This window comes from Dokdonia sp. Asnod3-C12 (assembly GCF_045063975.1).
Taxonomy (GTDB): Bacteria; Bacteroidota; Bacteroidia; order Flavobacteriales; family Flavobacteriaceae; genus Dokdonia.
On the sequence record NZ_JBEFNY010000003.1, the window covers coordinates 3,200,097 to 3,217,959 of the forward strand.

A 17,863-nucleotide genomic window follows, 5' to 3' on the forward strand; every position below is an offset into this window, starting at 1 on the left:
ATAATCAAGGGTTGATAAAAAAGTAGTAATTTTGAAACCCTTATATTAATTAAACCATTACAATGAAAAGTAAACTAATTTTAGCAATAGCACTTGCCGCAACATCAATGGCATTTGCACAGAAAAAGGAAGTAAAAGCTATAGAGAAGGCTATTAAGTCTGGAAGCTATACTGAAGCAAAAACGCTACTAGGAGCTGCCGAAGCTCTTACAGCTAATATGGATGAGAAAACAAAAGAGAAGTTCATGCTTCTTAAAGCTCAGGCATATTTAGGAGTAGATAATCAAAATCCAGCCGATCTTGAAAAAGCTGCGACTGCCTTTGCAGATCTTAAAGACACAAAATATGCTAGTGAAGCAGAAGCAGGTCTTGCAAATGTTACAAATGCTTACATCAACGGTGCAGTAGCAGATCAAAATGGTCAAGATTATGCAAGTGCAGCAACAAAACTTGAAAAAGCATATAACTTAAGTAAGAAGGATACTGTATACTTATACTTTGCAGCATCAAACGCAATCAATGGAAAAGATTACGATACTGCATTAGGTTATTATGAGCAGCTTAAAGACTTAGGTTTTAAAGGAAGAGAAGTTTCTTACGTAGCAACTAATGTTGAGACAAGCGAAGTTGAAAATTTCGCAAGTAAACAAGAAAGAGATCTTCAAGTACTTGCTAAAACTCACGTAAAACCAGAAGAGCAGTTAGGAGATTCTAAAAGTGCGGAGATTGCAAAAAACATCGCTCTTATTTACATCTCTAAGGATGAAAATGAAAAGGCGCTTGCTGCAATGGCAGATGCTCGTAAAGAGAATCCAGATGATATCTTATTATTACGTTCTGAGGCAGATATCTACCTTAAGATGAAGAAAATGGATAAGTACCAGGAAGTAATTGCAAAAGTTCTTGAGAAAGACCCTAACAATCCAGAGTTATTATATAACCTAGGTGTAAGTTCTGATCAGCAAGGAAACAAGGAAAAGGCAAAGGAATATTACATGAAGGCTGTTGAGCTTGATCCTACGTATGCTGCAGCTTATAATAACATTGCTGTTCTTATCTTATCTGATGAGCGTGCAATTGTAGATGAGATGAACAGTTTAGGGACTTCAAAAGCAGACTATGACAAGTATGATGCTTTAAAAGTTAAACGTCAGGATGTTTACAAGAATGCTGTTCCTTACTTAGAAAAAGCGCTAGCAGCAAAGCCTGATTACCTTGATGTAGCAAGATCTCTTTACGGAATCTATGAGCAACTAGGTGAAACATCTAAGGCAGATGCAATGAAAGCAAACATTGAAAAACTAGAAGGAGGAAACTAATCTTCTATCTTCTATAAATTAAAATAGCCACTCATTTGAGTGGCTATTTTTTTGTGAGATATTTTAAATCTAAACTATATAATTTTCTTAATCACTCTTAATTTATGAGTGTGTACACCCTTATGTACATTATAAATACCAGAATGATCTAAGCGATCAATTCTCACTTCGCCATGAGCGTGTATGATATAATTATCTTCCATAATAATACCTACGTGTGTAATTAATCCCTCTGTATTGTCAAAAAATGCTAGATCACCAGGTTCACTTTCCTCTATAAAACTTAATGCTTCACCTTGTGTTGCTTGTTGTGAAGCATCCCTTTTAAGTTCAAAGCCATTAAGTCGATACACCATTTGAGTAAAACCACTACAATCTATACCAAAGGTTGTCCTTCCGCCCCATAAATATGGAGTTTTCAGATAGAGTAGTGCTGTTTCCACAAGCTGCGTTCTGGATGTTTTTCCAGTGTGACTATTGCCATCGTAAGAATCTTTAAGAAGCGCAATATTTTCAACAGAAGAACCTAGCACTACCGTAAGTAGTTGGTTATGTTCTGTTGTGATAAATTGTACAGGATCTGTGGTGAGTGTGGTTTGTTGCGCTTTCGCGAAAGCGTACTCCTCCTCACTAATCTCTACGTATTGCTTATTATCAATCCATCCCTCATATTTATCATGAGAAAGTTTAATACGGCTCCATTGCTTGCGTTGCTCCACAACCTTAAAATGTTCACCATATAGAACTTGATTTACAAGTTCGCTAGGATCCGAAGGTTCGGCGCGCATAGGGACTATACTAAGCTGGCAAATACCGTATCGCATAGGGTATAACTATTCTTATTTGTGATTTTCTATTACCATGGCAGAAGCACCTCCACCACCATTACAAATCGCGGCAGCACCTAGTGTTGCATCATTTTGCTTCAATACATTCATGAGTGTAATAAGAATACGCACTCCACTACATCCTAATGGATGTCCTAAAGAAACAGCTCCTCCATTTACATTTACGTTTTCGTCTGTTAAGCCTAATATTTTCATATTTGCTAGACCTACTACAGAGAATGCTTCATTAAACTCAAAAAACTCAATATCGCTTTGAGCTACACCTGCCTTTGCAAGAGCCTTAGGTAATGCTTTTGAAGGTGCAGTAGTAAACCACTCTGGCTCATGTGCAGCATCTGCATAACTTTTTATAGTACAAAGTGGAGTAAGGTTAAGCTCTTTTGCTCTTTCTTCACTCATTACGATTACAGCACCAGCGCCATCGTTAATTGTAGATGCATTTGCAGCAGTTACTGTTCCGTCTTTTGAGAATGCAGGACGTAAAGCAGGAATTTTTTCCATTTTTACATTTGTAAATTCTTCATCGCGAGATACGATAACATCATCTCCACGTCTTTGTGGTACCGGAACTGGTACTACTTCATTATCAAACTTTCCAGCTTCCCAAGCAGCAGCACTACGCTTATAAGATTGGATAGCATAAGCATCTTGATCTTCACGTGAGAATTTATATTCAGTTGCACATGCATCTGCACATACACCCATCGCGTTACCATCATAAGCATCTACAAGACCGTCTTTTTGCATACCGTCTACCATAGTCTGCGGTCCAAATTTATGTCCATTACGTAACTGAACATAATGAGGAATAAGACTCATGTTTTCCATTCCACCAGCAACAATAATATCTGCATCTCCTAGAGCAATAGCTTGTGTAGCCATCATCACAGCTTTCATTCCTGAAGCACATACTTTATTTACAGTAGTACAAGGCACAGTATCTGGAATTCCAGCTCCTAGTGCAGCTTGTCTAGCAGGTGCTTGGCCTACACCAGCTTGTACCACGTTACCCATATATACTTCACTTACAAGTGAGGGGTCAAGGTTAATTTTATCTAAAGCGCCTTTTATAGCGATTGATCCAAGTTTACTAGCAGTAACAGAGGATAAAGCTCCCATGAAACTCCCTATCGGTGTGCGTGCAGCCGCAACTATAACAACGTTCTTACTCATATATTTGTGTGTTTGAAGTACTAAATTTTTCTCTTGCGAATGTAAGGAAAATTTGAAGATTTTAGAATCTATAGCGACGCTCTAAGTGGTATATCAAGCGATAATAATTTAGTACTTTAGCTTCATACTAGACAACCCTATGAGCAGCACTGCACAAAAGTTTTATAAACATCAAGATCTCATCTACAAGCTCTTGCTTGTCTTTATTTGTGCAGGATTTATTGTTTATTTTTTTCCGAAAAGCGGAAAATTTCAATATGAGATTCAAAAGGGATTTCCATGGCAGTATGAAAATCTTTATGCAGATGAGGATTTTGCTATTTTAAAGAGTACTACAGAACTTGAAGAAGAACGTAGTCAGGTAAAGTCTCAATCTGCAGTGTACTTTAATTATAATCAAGGCATTGTAGATAACATCATAGCATCTTATGATGAGAATTTTGATAAGGTATTTCCAGATAGTATTGATTATCAATTTCCAAAACCAGAATTGAGAAGGTATGGAAGTAATTTGCTAAAAGGAGTTTACAAAACTGGTGTTATAAAAAACAAACCTGTCTATGATTCTGGCCGACTAATCTTCATAAAAAAAGGAAATGAAGTATATGAAATGAGGTTAAACCAAATTTCAGTGCTTAATAATGTAACAGATGATCTTACATCTGTCATTGAGAATGGTGCTTATGCAGCATATTCTAATAAATATCTTCAGCTTTATTTTGATGGACTAGAAGCAAATGTTTCGTTAGATGAAGTTCTTACAAAGGAGACACTTGATATAGAGCTTGGTCAGATTTCAGAAACACGCAATATAGTGCCTAAGGGAAGTATTGTGATAGCAAGAGGAGAGCTCGTAGAAGGTGATAATCTGCAAAAATTACTATCTCTAAAAGCCAAATACGAGTCGCAAAACATAAGTGATTCGCGTTATAATTGGGTGCTCTTTGGATACATCTTATTAGTGCTGTTAGCACTAGTAATGTTGCTTCTTTTTATACGTACATATAGGCTATCCGTATTTTTAAATAATACTAAAGTAACCTTTATATTTTTTAATGTTCTAGTGATGGTGCTTCTTACAACGATAGTTGTAAAGTGGAGTCCTCAGTATGTATATGCTGTACCTATGTGTATACTACCACTCATTATCAAAGCATTTTTTGATGCTCGATTGGGACTTTTTACACATGTAATTGCAATACTATTATTAGGATTTATAGTGCCAGATAGTTTTGAATATTTTTTCTTACAAGTCATTGCGGGTATCGTAACTATTTTAACAATACCAGAATTATATAAAAGAGCAAATCTCTTTATCTCCATAGGTCAAATTACACTAATTTATATTCTAGCATATTTTGCATTTAATATTATAAGTGAAGGTGGAATGGAGGGGCTGCAGTGGGAAGACTTCGGTATGTTTTTACTCGCTGGTCTAGCAACACTATTTGTACAGCCGCTCATCTATATTTATGAAAAGGTTTTTGGTTTGGTGAGTGATGTTTCACTATTAGAATTATCAGATACTAACTCAAAGCTTCTCAAGCGCCTCGCAGATGAAGCTCCTGGTACTTTTCACCACAGTCTCAATGTGGCAAACTTATCTGAAGCAGCAGCAAATGAAATAGGTGCAAACGCCATGCTTGTTAGGGTAGGAGCTCTTTATCATGATATTGGTAAAATAGAAAACCCCACAGATTTTACAGAAAACCAAGCTACAGGTATTAATAGTCACGATGATTTATCGCCAAAAGAAAGTGCGCGTATAATAATAGATCACGTGATTAATGGAATTGAACTCGCACGCAAATACAATTTACCAGATCGTGTAATCGATTTTATACGCACGCATCACGGTACCAGTACTGTTCAATATTTTTATTTTAAGGAAAAGGAAATTAATGAAGACACACTAATCACAGATTTTCAATATCCAGGACCGTTACCTTTTAGTAAAGAAACTGCGATACTAATGATGGCAGATAGTGTAGAGGCTGCTTCCAAGAGTCTTAAAAATCCAACTTCAACACTTATAGATGCTTTTGTAGAAAAGATAATCAAGAAGCAAATGGATGAAGGGCAGTTTCTAAATGCAAATATTACGTTCAAAGAAATTCAGCAGATTAAGAAAGTACTTAAAAAGAAGCTTAATAACATTTATCACCTTAGGATTGAATATCCAGAATAGGAGCTAGATTAAAAGTATATTCTAACGGAGTAATATTAGTTAGTAACGCTTTCGCGAAAGCGCAGGAAAAAGTCAACTATGTCAGAAGTCTATTATTTCTTAATTCTTATTATAGGTAGCTTAGTCTTATTTTTTGTGATAATTCAAGTCACTAAATTTTATGACAAACCAATAGTAAAAGATTTAGATACATATAAATATCCAGAGCAAATATCTGGTTTAAAAGAAAACTTTCTAAAGTCCATTGAAAAGAAGCAGGATGGAAGTTTTGTGATTTTGGATTTCGAAAACTACTACCTACAGTATCTTCTACTTACAAACTCTGGTGAAATATGGTGTGAGGCTGTATCTAATGAATTTTTAAAAGTAAAAGATACACTATCGAACATACAAATTGAGCGACTTCTAAATGAAGGATTTATAAAGCCTTACGAAAATGATAAGCACGGCAATCAAATGGCTAATTATAGAAAACTCTATAAAGCGACTTCCACAAATGATTTCATAATGATTATTGATGAGGGTATTCGGATAATTGAAGAAATTTATGAGTTACCGAGGCAAAAGGATATAGTATTACACTACGAGAGTAATCAAGTATAAACGATGTTCTCTTATGGTTTGAACTCATTACGCTTTCGCGAAAGCGTAAAAAAAAACGAGATACAAATTAATGTATCTCGTTTTATATTTAGACTAAGTTTCTTATCTCAAAGTAGGAAAACTAGAAGGATTAACTTCGTTCATCATACTGTATATTTTCTCAAATATATCATCTGCCGAAGGTTTAGAGAAGTAATCTCCATCTGTACCATACGCTGGTCTATGTGCTTTAGCGGTCATCGTTTCTGGCTTGCTATCTAGATATTTGTAAGCATCTTGCTCATTTAATACCGCATTAAGTAAGTAAGCACTAGCTCCACCTGGCATATCTTCATCTATAACGATAAAACGATTTGTCTTTTTTATACTCTCAACAACATCGTGATTAAGGTCAAATGGTAATAAAGATTGTGCATCAATTACTTCGATGTTGATACCTACAGTTAGAAGTTCTTTTGCAACTTCCATAACGATACGCAGTGTACTTCCGTAAGAAAGGACTGTGATATCTGTCCCTTCTTTTACAGTTTCGACAACACCTATTGGAGTTTTAAATTCTCCTATGTTAGTTGGCAAGTTTTCTTTTAATCGGTAACCGTTTAAGCATTCTACAACTAGTGCAGGCTCATCACTTTCTAATAGTGTGTTATAAAAACCAGCAGCTTTCACCATGTTACGAGGAGTAAGAATGTACATACCTCTAAGAAGATGTACGATGGCTCCCATTTGTGATCCACTGTGCCATATTCCCTCTAGTCTGTGACCTCGAGTTCTTACGATAAGTGGTGCTTTTTGTTTACCATGAGTTCTATAGCGCAATGTCGCTAGATCATCACTCATAATCTGGATTGCATATAGAATATAATCAAGGTATTGAATTTCGGCAATAGGGCGTAAGCCTCTCATCGCCATTCCTATTCCTTGACCAAGTATCGTTGCTTCACGTATTCCTACATCGGCAACTCTATGCTCTCCGTATTTCTCTTGCATTCCTTCTAGCCCTTGGTTTACATCACCAATGGCTCCAGCATCTTCTCCAAAAACTAGTGTATTAGGATATTTGCTAAAGATAGCATCAAAGTTATCTCTTAAGATAACGCGACCATCTACAAGGTTTTCTTCTCCATAAGTAGGGGCAACAGCCTCTATTGAAGTCGCACCATTACCATTTTCATTGTATAAGTGTGCGCTGTACTGTGGTTGAATTGTTGCAATATAGTTATCAATCCATGCTGCGAGTTCTTTGTGAGTATCAGATTCCTCACCTATAGTAAGACGTAAAGCCTTACGCGCTGTACTAAGTAAATCACATTTAAGAGATTCCTTATTTTCTACAAGTTTTTCAAAAAGTGGCTTTATAAAACTTCCGTTACTTGAGCTCTTGATAAGTGCTTCAAGGATTGTTGTGATTTTTTCTTTTTCGGTTTTAATAGGTCTTAAAAATGCTTCCCAAGCAGCTTTCTTGCCATCTCGCACTTTCTTTTTAAGATCTTTATCTATAACAGTAAGTTCCTCGTCTGTAGCTAGACCTTGATCAATAAGCCAGCTTCTGAACTGTACATTACAGTCATTCTCACGTTCCCATTGTAATCTATCTTGATCTTTATAGCGTTCATGAGATCCAGAAGTAGAGTGCCCTTGAGGCTGTGTAAGCTCAACAACATGGACTAAAACTGGTACATGCTCCTCACGAGCTATTTTTCCAGCACGTTCATATGCATCTACTAGTGCAGGATAATCCCATCCGTTTACTTTGATAATCTCGTATCCGTTATCCTCTTCGTCTCTCTGGAAACCAGCAAGAATTTTAGAGATACTCTCTTTTGTAGTTTGGTGTCTAGCGTGAACAGAAATTCCGTATTCATCATCCCAAACACTTATTACCATAGGTACTTGAAGTACACCTGCAGCATTTATAGTTTCAAAGAATAAACCTTCACTTGTACTAGCATTACCTATCGTTCCCCAAGCAACTTCATCACCATTATGTGAGAAGTTTTCTTTCTGAGTTTCGGCAACGTTTCTGTATACTTTTGAAGCTTGCGCAAGTCCTAAAAGTCTAGGCATTTGTCCAGCAGTAGGAGAGATGTCTGAGCTTGAATTCTTTTGAGCTAGTAAGTTTTTCCAGTTACCGTCATTATCAAGACTGTGTGTTGCAAAGTGACCACCCATTTGCTTTCCAGCACTCATAGGGTCAAATGCTATATCTGTATGTGCATATAAACCAGCAAAAAATTCTTCTATAGATAAATGGTCTATGGCCATCATGAACGTTTGATCTCTATAATATCCAGATCTAAAGTCACCATTTTTAAAAGCGCGTGCCCATGCTAACTGTGGAAGCTCTTTTCCATCACCAAAAATTCCAAATTTTGCCTTTCCTGTAAGGACTTCTCTACGTCCTAAAAGACTACATTCTCTACTAGTAACAGCGATTCGATAATCTTCAAGAACAGATTCTTTAAAGTCATCATAAGATAATGCTGCTTTGGTATTAGAAGTAATTGCCATAAGTTTAAAAGATTTGATTGTAAAAATAGCCAAAACATATCCACAATGCAATATGTAGCTGCGTTAAATACTTATAATTTTCGCATTAGAAGTGCTTTTTACGCAGTCCATTTTCAACAAAAATCAAGATTTTTTGATTTTATTAAGAATATGACAACTTAAACGGTCCTTTTTGAGAATCTTTAGTACCACTTTCGTGAAAAAAGTCTTATCACCGTATCAAAACTTATTTGTAGTTGGAACCTAATCTTCTGGTCATAGTTAGGTTGGCCTATTTCCCAGCCTAAATTAGAGTACAAAGGAAAATATAGTTCGAAGTAGTCATCAAGTAGACTTACTTGAATCCCAGAGTCATACACAAGTCTTCCGTTTGCTTTCTTATTTTTAACTACCCCAACATCGCCATAAGCATAAAAATACTTCCAGAGGGTGGTACTTGCATTTGCTGTAAACATCCAGTCATTTGCAAATACAGGGGCTACATCATCAAGCTGTGATTTAAAACCACCCTCGGCAATGATAATTTGTTGAGAGAATAAACCGCTATCTTCAGATCGCCCGTAGTAGTTGTAATCAAATAAATAATCTGTTGGTCGATCTAGCGCAAAGCTAAAAAAGTTGCCATCTGCCTGTGTATTGTTGTAGGTAAATACACCGCCAAATAAGCGCACATTTAATTGTCTATTATTAAGGAAGAGTCTTCTATAAAATATATTACCAGATACTTTCCCGAAGTTTTTTGCAAACTGTAAATCTCCTGTAACGTTTAGTGTATGAATAATTCCCGGATTTGATCTTGTGTATCTTAAGTTAAGTACATCATAATTAGGAGTAGGTAATGCGACTAGGGGGTCTTCTTGTCGTTGTACACTTACAAATCGTGCAGATGCACTCTGGCGCTTATTTGACCTAAGGTTTGAAGTTCTAAAAGACATATTTACAAACGGTGTAACTCTTGTAAATAATAAATCTGGTGCATAAGAAAAACGATTTCCAGAAATCCCATATCTCAATGCGTACAGTCCTTGATTTTGATAGTCATGTCTATACGATATAGAAGCGCTACCTATAAGCTTTTTAGACTTTAAACCTATTTGAGGTTCTATTTTGTAATTAAGAGCTTTTGTTAAAAGTGTTTTATTGTAGAGCTTCACGCCAGGAATAAAACCATCATATATATTAAACTGAGCAACGGGCATTACAAACAACTGATTCTTTGCAGGGTTTTCAAAATCTTGCAAGAATTTCAGTTGTATGGGTTTATCCACGCTCAAAAAAGCATTGGGTTTCTCGTAGTTGTTTCTCAGGTTATTTTCAGGAATGATATTCTCATAATTTAAAACAAACCTATCTGCTTCTTCTTTTGAGTATGCAAGTGTTTCTATTTTCTGAGTGCCAGAAACCCAGCGCTTACTTGTAAGGCTATCATTCTTAAAGCTATATATAGAAATAGGAGAGGAGCGTCGCTCTTTCTTTTTTACATCAACATAAATAGAATCGCCTTTAACCTTAGAATTTTTTAAAGCGTAATCTATTCGTTTATTAGAAGTTATGTAATCTTTAAAAAACCAATCTACATCCTTGTTAATTTGAGCATTGACTTCTTTTTCAAACTGTGATGATGTGAGTGGTTGAGACTTATATTTTTGATAAAAATTCTTAATAATCTCATCAAGTTTATTATCTCCTATGTAATCATTGAGGTAATTAAGTCCTACGCCACTTTTGTACGACGTGCCTATATTCTTGTTGTATTTAATTAGCTCGTCGTAGGGTGTATCTAGCGGTTGGTCAAGATTTAATCTAGAAATATGAGTAGATAAAATATTAAACTGATCGTTAAATTCAAGTTCTGAAGCATAGAACTGTCGCACAAGCCAGTATTTTTCTAAAGAGCCTACTACCTTGAGATCAGGGTAATAAGTGTCCATATAATTTTGTAACATGTAAACTTTAATGCCATCTATAAGCCATCTATCGGTTCTTGGGTTTACTAGAAGTGTGTTGTTTACATAATTATTTATTGTAGTCTTGAGAAGCTTAATTTCATATTGAAAACCATCTGGAAACGGACTTATAAAACTAGGTAGCTGATTAAGCCCATACACTGGTTGTTCTTTATAGTCAAGATCTGTAACAAGAATTTTATCAAAGGGATACTGGCCTAAATTTTTATGTAAATGACCTGCAATGCGGTCAGATATTAAAGCTCTTAAGGGTGAAGGGATTCTGTAGTCATGCAGATTAGATACAATGGTTACATAATCTGTTTGAACCTCTTCATAGTTTGAGTTTTTAAGTAAAAAGATCTTAGCATCTGTGCGACTTTTACCTGTAAGCACAGTAAGTCTCTCACCTTGAATATGTGAACTGCTAATGTCATTTTGCTCAAGGTCTGTTACTAGCTGATATCCTCTTGGAATAGAAAATTGTAAGCGTATATCCGTTTGGGGAAAATAACGATCGTTAAGATTCTTGTTGCTATAATACTCCCAGCCATTGTTATATACGGCAGGTGTTACAAACCAATATCTCAAGTTATAATCACCATTTTTAGTAATCCCGTAGTCTGTAAATTTTACATCTGGAAGTACTACAGTATAATCAAGGGTCATTCTTACAGAAGCCCCTGGTATTAGCGGTTCATGTAACAAAACCTTTATGATATCAGGGTGCTTTTTTGGTCTTGTGTATTGAAGTATAGTTCCCTGACCCGCAATAGAAGTCATTTTAGTAAAACCACGATCACTATCAGGTGCAAGATGAAATTTCTTATCAAAAGACTCAGAAAATCTCTTTGCTAGTGGTGTGGTTTTACTAGAAAAACTATGTGCCCAGTCTGTTAAGTATATATCTGTCCACACATCACTAGACGTATTTGTAAAAGTGATTGTATGATTGAGATGTATAGCCCGTTCATCTGGAATTAATTGTGCATTAATTTCCATGGTATGTTGACTCGTGGCTACTACACTTAAGAGAAGCAATGAGATAAAAGCATACAGAGATTTTAGGGTGTGTCTCAACTAGAAAGGGAATGTGTTAATTTGTAATAGAAAAAACTGTTTTTGTTTTACTGTTATATGTAGTTTTCACGCTTTCGCGAAAGCGTAACACCTTTAGAAATTAGGACTCAATTGGTATTCATCATAGAAGTTATTAAGCACCTCAATTACCTCATCTGAAGTATCTACAAGGTGTATAAGATCCATATCTCCAGCGCTTATGTTCTGGAAACTATCAAGCAAAGTTGTCTTTACCCAATCCATAAGTCCTCCCCAAAATTCTGTACCAACAAGAATAATAGGAAACTTCTGAATTTTATGTGTTTGAATAAGTGTGATTGCCTCAAAAAGTTCATCAAGAGTACCAAAACCTCCTGGCATTACTACAAATCCCTGTGAGTACTTTACAAACATCACTTTACGCACGAAGAAGTAGTCAAAGTCTAAACTCTTATCACTATCGATATATGGATTGTCGTGTTGCTCAAAAGGAAGTTCAATGTTAAGTCCTACAGATGTTCCGCCAGCAAGGTGTGCTCCACGGTTACCTGCTTCCATGATACCTGGACCACCACCAGTAATTACACCATAACCGTTATCTGCAATTTTTTCGGCAACTTCGGTAGCTAGTTTGTAATACTTATTATCTGGCTTTGTTCTCGCACTTCCAAAAATGGATACACATGGACCTATACGGCTCATTTTTTCAAATCCATTTACAAATTCTCCCATTATCTTAAAGATAGCCCAAGAATCATTTGTTTTTTTCTCGTTCCAGCCTTTAGGTCTATTTTCGTTGCTCATAATTATATTTAGTGTTGTTAGTTTAAAACCATATTGTAAATATAGTTTTATGCCATTTCCTTCTTTAGGAACTGGGCTGTGTATCCTTTGTTTTTTTTAATTATTTGTTCTGGAGTACCAATGGCAACTACCTCGCCTCCACCTTTTCCTCCTTCATATCCTATATCTATGATGTGATCTGCCGTTTTTACAACATCGAGATTATGCTCAATAATGAGGATGGTATTTCCTTTATCTACAAGACGGTTGAGTACATCCATTAGTACCCTAATATCCTCAAAATGAAGTCCTGTGGTAGGCTCATCTAGTATGTAAAAAGTATTCCCAGTATCTCTCTTGCTCAGCTCAGACGCAAGTTTAATACGCTGCGCTTCACCGCCAGATAAGGTTGTGCTCTGTTGTCCTAGCGTAATATAGCCTAATCCTACATCTTTTATTGTTTTAAGCTTGCGATATATTTTTGGAATAGGTTCAAAAAAGTCTGCTGCCTCGGTCATAGTCATCTCAAGAACATCAGAAATTGATTTTCCTTTATAACGAATTTCTAAGGTTTCTCTATTAAAACGTTTTCCTTGACAGGTCTCGCACTCTACATAAACGTCTGGTAAGAAGTTCATCTCAATCACCCTTAAACCTCCACCTTTACACGTCTCACAGCGACCACCAGTAACGTTAAAACTAAAACGTCCAGGTTTGTAACCTCGTATAAGCGCCTCAGGAGTTTTTGCAAAGAGACTTCTTATTTCATCAAAGGCTTTAGTGTACGTTGCAGGATTAGATCTAGGTGTACGCCCTATAGGTGTTTGATTTATATCTATTACTTTATCACATTCGTCAAGTCCCTTGATGCTCTTGTAAGGCATAGGTACTTTTACACCATTAAAATAATGAGCATTCATGATAGGGTAGAGCGTCTCATTAATTAACGTAGACTTACCACTACCGGATACTCCTGTCACAGCAATCATTTTACCTAAAGGAATTTTAATAGAAACATTTTTAAGATTGTTTCCTGTCGCTCCTTTAAGCTCTATAAACTTACCATTTCCTTTTCGGCGTTGTTTTGGGATGGTAATTTCTTTCTCACCATTCAAGTATTGTGCTGTTAATGTATGGTGCTTAAGCAAATCTTCTGGAGTCCCTTCGCTTATAATTTCTCCTCCGAAACGTCCTGCTCTTGGCCCTATATCAATCACGTGATCTGCACGCTCAATCATATCTTTATCATGCTCTACAACGATGACAGAGTTACCTATATCACGCAAAGAGATAAGCGAATTAATAAGCTTTTCATTATCACGTTGATGTAGCCCGATACTAGGTTCATCTAGTATGTATAACACGCCTACAAGTTGCGATCCTATCTGTGTAGCGAGCCTGATACGCTGCGCCTCTCCTCCAGATAATGACTTAGAGCTTCTATTTAAGTTGAGATATGTAAGTCCTACATCTACAAGGAATTGTATTCTTGAATTTATTTCTTTAATTATCTCAGATGCAATCTGTAATTGCTTGCTAGTTAGTCGATTTTCTACTGTCTTAAACCACTCTTGTAGTTCAAGAATATCCATAGAAGCAAGGTCTGCAATACTGCGATCATCAACCTTAAAGTAGAGTGATTCTTTGCGCAATCTTGATCCTTCACATACAGGACAGGCTACCTTATCCATGTATCCTTTTGCCCAACGTACAAGCGAAGTAGACTCGCTATCATTAAAGGTATTTTCAATAAAATTTGCTACCCCTTCAAAATCAATTTTATAATCTCTAGTAACGCCTAATTGCTTTGAGGAAACAGAAAACTTTTCATTTCCACCATAGAATATAAAATCCATGGCCTCTTTAGAGATTTTTTCTATTGGGTCTGTGAGTTTAAAGTCAAATCTCTCTGCAATAAGTTGAAGTTGTTTAAAGATCCAGTTATTCTTCTTAGGTCCATGAGGATCTAGTCCGCCAGCGTTAATAGACTGCTTTGGGTCTGGAACTATCTTTTTAGGGTTTACTTTGTATAGTTCTCCTATACCATTACAATTAGGGCAAGCGCCCTTAGGGGAGTTAAAGGAGAAGTTATTTGGTTCTGGATTAGGATATGAGATTCCTGTAGAAGGACACATCAAGTTTCGGCTGAAATAACGTACTTCCTGCGTGTCTTGGTCAAGCACCATCAACACATCATCACCGTGATACATTGCAGTATTTATGCTTTCGCGCAAGCGTTTATCATCGTCATCACCTTTCTTTACAAGCATGCGATCTACTACAATCTCAATATCGTGTACTTTGTATCGATCTACTTTTAACCCTTTTACAATATCCTTAACCTCACCATCTACACGAACCTTAACAAAACCCTGTTTTGCAATCTGTTCAAATAACTCTCTATAATGCCCTTTACGCGAGCGTATCGTAGGAGCGAGGATGTTAATCCTTTTACCTTCAAAACTCTCTGTAATGAGCTTCTGTATTTGTTCATCATTGTAACTTACCATCTTTTCGCCTGTATTATAAGAGTAGGCATCTGCCGCTCTCGCATAAAGTAGACGTAAAAAATCGTAAATTTCTGTAATGGTTCCCACGGTAGATCGCGGACTTTTACTAGTAGTTTTTTGCTCGATAGCAATTACTGGAGAAAGGCCTAGAATTTGGTCTACATCTGGACGTTCTAATCCTCCTAGAAACTGTCGTGCATATGCAGAAAACGTTTCTATGTAACGACGTTGTCCCTCTGCATAGATGGTATCAAAAGCTAGCGAACTCTTTCCACTTCCAGATAATCCTGTAATTACAACGAGTTTTTCTCTCGGTATCATTACATCTATATTCTTCAGGTTGTGGGCGCGAGCACCATAAACTTCAATACGTTCTTCGTGATCTATCATACATTTTTACAAAGCAACAAATTTACCGCTTTGCGCCCTAAATAGAAAGTGAGTAGCACTATAAGAGATTGTTAATATTAACGGTATTGGTAGTTGTTGTTGTTACGCTTTCGCGAAAGCGTAAATAACCCACAAAATCATTCTCAAACCACTTGTCATATTAGAATATGTATGGCAATATTCTCCATGTGCGAGCCTTGTATACTGAATAAGACTGACCAAATTTTTCCTCCAAGAAAGCTTCTTCCTTATATATCTTGAGAATAAGGACGATAAATAATAATACATAGCAAATCCAGAGAAACGGATGGTCACCTCTTATAACCACAGGCACAAAAACTAATAGGATTCCCGTGTACATGGGGTTTCTTAAAATGTTAAAAATTCCCTTAGTTACAAGAACCTTGGACTTTACCTCTGGCTGAATATTGAAATTTCCTATTCGGATATTGTAAATGCCCCAAAGAGCTATAAATATGCCTAGTAATTGTACACTTAAAGAGGGTAGATCCCAATGTACGGACTTCGCGTTCCATATGATGAGGAAGATTAAGCTAAACTGAGATATTACAAGTGCTAGTGAGTATAGAGACATAAACGGATAGAGTTTTTTGATAGAAACTGCTCTAATCAAAAAAGGTTGCGCATTGCGCAACCTTTTTTAATGTTATAAATCGTAAATGTCATTATAGAGATGAATATAGTTCTCTCTAATAATCTTACGTTTAAGTTTCATAGTAGGAGTGAGGTGTCCACCTTCTACTGTCCAAGCGTCATGCGTAAGACGGAAAGCTTTAATTTTCTCCCACTTAGCAAATGTCTCATTTGCCTCGTTTACTTCCTGCTGGTAGCGATCTTGAACACGATCTGATGCAAGAAGCTCATCTAAGTTAGAATAGCTTATGTTTTTCATCTTTGCCCATTCTTCTAAAAATTCAAAGTTAGGCTGGATTAAAGCAGCTGGCATTTTTTGGCCTTCTCCTATAACCATGATTTGTTCTATAAATCGTGATTGTTTAAATCTATTTTCTAGAAGTTGAGGAGCGACGTATTTTCCTCCAGATGTTTTGAACATCTCTTTTTTACGATCTGTAATCTTTAAGAAACCATCTTCATCTATGTGACCTATATCACCAGTATGGAAATAGCCATTCTTTAATACCTCTTCTGTTTTTTCTTGATCCTTGTAGTAACCTATCATTACATTAGGTCCTTTTACTAAGATCTCACCATCTTCTGCGATTTTAACTTCAACACCTGGCAACAATTTACCTACAGTGCCTATTCTAAATCCTCCATCGCGCATATCATTTACAGAACATACAGGAGAAGTCTCCGTAAGTCCGTAACCTTCCATGATGCCCATCTCTGCAGCGTTAAATATTCTAGCAAGTCGTGGTTGTAATGCAGCACTTCCAGAAGCTATAAGATCAAGATTACCACCTAAACCCTCTTTCCACTTCGAGAATATGAGTTTGCGAGCAAGTGCAAGCTGTTTTTCATACCACCAGCCATTTTGACCATATGGTTCATATTTAAGACCTAAATCTACAGCCCAGAAAAATAATTTTTTCTTTACTCCAGTAAGTGCAGCTCCTTTTGCAATAATCTTGTCATATACTTTTTCAAGTAAACGCGGCACCGCAGTCATAACTTGAGGCTTCACCTCTTTTAAGTTATCACTTATAGTCTCCAGCGATTCTGCAAAGAAAATTGATACACCTTTATATTGATATAAATACATCAACATACGTTCATAAATATGACAAACTGGTAAAAAGCTTAATGCTCTCATTCCTGTTTCGGCAAGAGGAAGGCGGTGTGCACTAGCAAGTGCGTTACTCACAATATTCTCATGAGAAAGCATTACCCCTTTAGGACGTCCAGTAGTACCAGATGTATATATGAGCGTAGCAAGATCCTTAGTGGTTACTGCAGCCTTAAGCGCATCTACTTCTGATTGATTAGAAGTGTCTGCTCCTAATTCTAGCACCTCAGACCAGTTTTTACAATCATTAATTTCTTCAAAAGAGTATACTTCAATAAGAGAAGGTACTTTATCTTTTATAGCCATTACCTTATCACGTACTTCATTACATGATACAAATACATACTTAGACTCAGAGTGATTAAGTACATAAGCGTAGTCTTCTTCAGAAATGGTAGGATAAATAGGTACATTTTGAGCTCCTAATTGTAAAATCCCTATATCGCAAATATTCCACTCTGTGCGATTAGTCATAGAGATAACGGCAACTTTATCATTAGGTTTAACACCTAATCTTAATAGACCACGACTTATAGCATTTGCTTGATCGATATATTCTTGAGTAGACGTAGCAACCCAAACACCATTTTTCTTAGTATTGAGTGCGTCTGAGAGATTAAATTTTTCCAATTGATAATAAGGAAAATCAAAAAGTCTGGTAATTTCCATAGATTGCTTTTTATATAGTGTTACAAAATAGGAAAAATTGCACGGTTTTTATTGAGATATTCATAAAATGAGAAAGGATTTTTAATCAAAGTGCGA

General features: G+C 36.3%; 11 protein-coding genes. 3 read left to right on the forward strand and 8 right to left on the reverse strand.

The window, feature by feature from the left end; all coding sequences use genetic code 11:
* Positions 1-62 precede the first annotated feature (62 nt).
* Entirely contained in the window at positions 63-1,319 is a 1,257-nt protein-coding gene (locus ACJJVW_RS14425) for a tetratricopeptide repeat protein (protein ID WP_405252767.1), read from the forward strand.
* 74 nt (positions 1,320-1,393) lie between these two features.
* Here the strand turns inward: ACJJVW_RS14425 and ACJJVW_RS14430 are convergent, their stop codons facing one another.
* On the reverse strand, positions 1,394-2,143 hold the full coding sequence (locus ACJJVW_RS14430) for an NlpC/P60 family protein (RefSeq protein WP_405252769.1): 750 nt from the start codon (positions 2,141-2,143) through the stop codon (positions 1,394-1,396).
* 15 nt (positions 2,144-2,158) lie between these two features.
* Positions 2,159-3,340 (reverse strand): acetyl-CoA C-acyltransferase, encoded by a 1,182-nt coding sequence (locus tag ACJJVW_RS14435; RefSeq protein ID WP_405252771.1) that lies wholly within the window; start codon positions 3,338-3,340, stop codon positions 2,159-2,161.
* A 139-nt stretch (positions 3,341-3,479) separates the two neighbouring features.
* Here ACJJVW_RS14435 and ACJJVW_RS14440 point away from each other — a divergent pair, with 139 nt between their 5' ends.
* Positions 3,480-5,528 carry an HD family phosphohydrolase gene (locus tag ACJJVW_RS14440; RefSeq protein WP_405252773.1) on the forward strand — a complete coding sequence of 683 codons (2,049 nt, stop codon included), beginning with the start codon at positions 3,480-3,482 and terminating at the stop codon, positions 5,526-5,528.
* Positions 5,529-5,606: 78 nt separating this feature from the next.
* Positions 5,607-6,131, forward strand: coding sequence for a hypothetical protein (locus ACJJVW_RS14445; protein ID WP_298324920.1), 525 nt, complete (start codon positions 5,607-5,609; stop codon positions 6,129-6,131).
* A gap of 102 nt (positions 6,132-6,233) precedes the next feature.
* Here the strand turns inward: ACJJVW_RS14445 and ACJJVW_RS14450 are convergent, their stop codons facing one another.
* The 6 genes from ACJJVW_RS14450 to ACJJVW_RS14475 all read right to left on the reverse strand — a co-directional run bounded on the left by ACJJVW_RS14450 (position 6,234) and on the right by ACJJVW_RS14475 (position 17,767).
* Entirely contained in the window at positions 6,234-8,642 is a 2,409-nt protein-coding gene (locus ACJJVW_RS14450) for a thiamine pyrophosphate-dependent enzyme (protein WP_405252775.1), read from the reverse strand.
* 182 nt (positions 8,643-8,824) lie between these two features.
* Positions 8,825-11,668 (reverse strand): metalloprotease, encoded by a 2,844-nt coding sequence (locus ACJJVW_RS14455; RefSeq protein WP_405252777.1) that lies wholly within the window; start codon positions 11,666-11,668, stop codon positions 8,825-8,827.
* A gap of 93 nt (positions 11,669-11,761) precedes the next feature.
* A complete protein-coding gene (locus ACJJVW_RS14460; protein WP_035337030.1) occupies positions 11,762-12,451 on the reverse strand; it encodes a TIGR00730 family Rossman fold protein in 690 nt (229 codons plus the stop codon).
* Between the two features lie 47 nt (positions 12,452-12,498).
* A complete protein-coding gene (uvrA, locus tag ACJJVW_RS14465; RefSeq protein WP_405252779.1) occupies positions 12,499-15,330 on the reverse strand; it encodes an excinuclease ABC subunit UvrA in 2,832 nt (943 codons plus the stop codon).
* A 160-nt stretch (positions 15,331-15,490) separates the two neighbouring features.
* Positions 15,491-15,925, reverse strand: coding sequence for a methyltransferase family protein (locus ACJJVW_RS14470; RefSeq protein ID WP_405252781.1), 435 nt, complete (start codon positions 15,923-15,925; stop codon positions 15,491-15,493).
* A gap of 72 nt (positions 15,926-15,997) precedes the next feature.
* On the reverse strand, positions 15,998-17,767 hold the full coding sequence (locus ACJJVW_RS14475) for an AMP-dependent synthetase/ligase (RefSeq protein WP_405252783.1): 1,770 nt from the start codon (positions 17,765-17,767) through the stop codon (positions 15,998-16,000).
* Positions 17,768-17,863: the final 96 nt, after the last annotated feature.

Coding starts and splice junctions, on each gene's coding strand:
- ACJJVW_RS14445 (WP_298324920.1), top strand. CDS start 5,607: ATGTCAGAAGTCTATTATTTCTTAATTCTTATTATAGGTAGCTTAGTC.
- ACJJVW_RS14425 (WP_405252767.1), top strand. CDS start 63: ATGAAAAGTAAACTAATTTTAGCAATAGCACTTGCCGCAACATCAATG.
- ACJJVW_RS14430 (WP_405252769.1), bottom strand. CDS start 2,143: ATGCGATACGGTATTTGCCAGCTTAGTATAGTCCCTATGCGCGCCGAA.
- uvrA (WP_405252779.1), bottom strand. CDS start 15,330: ATGATAGATCACGAAGAACGTATTGAAGTTTATGGTGCTCGCGCCCAC.
- ACJJVW_RS14440 (WP_405252773.1), top strand. CDS start 3,480: ATGAGCAGCACTGCACAAAAGTTTTATAAACATCAAGATCTCATCTAC.
- ACJJVW_RS14450 (WP_405252775.1), bottom strand. CDS start 8,642: ATGGCAATTACTTCTAATACCAAAGCAGCATTATCTTATGATGACTTT.
- ACJJVW_RS14475 (WP_405252783.1), bottom strand. CDS start 17,767: ATGGAAATTACCAGACTTTTTGATTTTCCTTATTATCAATTGGAAAAA.
- ACJJVW_RS14470 (WP_405252781.1), bottom strand. CDS start 15,925: ATGTCTCTATACTCACTAGCACTTGTAATATCTCAGTTTAGCTTAATC.
- ACJJVW_RS14435 (WP_405252771.1), bottom strand. CDS start 3,340: ATGAGTAAGAACGTTGTTATAGTTGCGGCTGCACGCACACCGATAGGG.
- ACJJVW_RS14460 (WP_035337030.1), bottom strand. CDS start 12,451: ATGAGCAACGAAAATAGACCTAAAGGCTGGAACGAGAAAAAAACAAAT.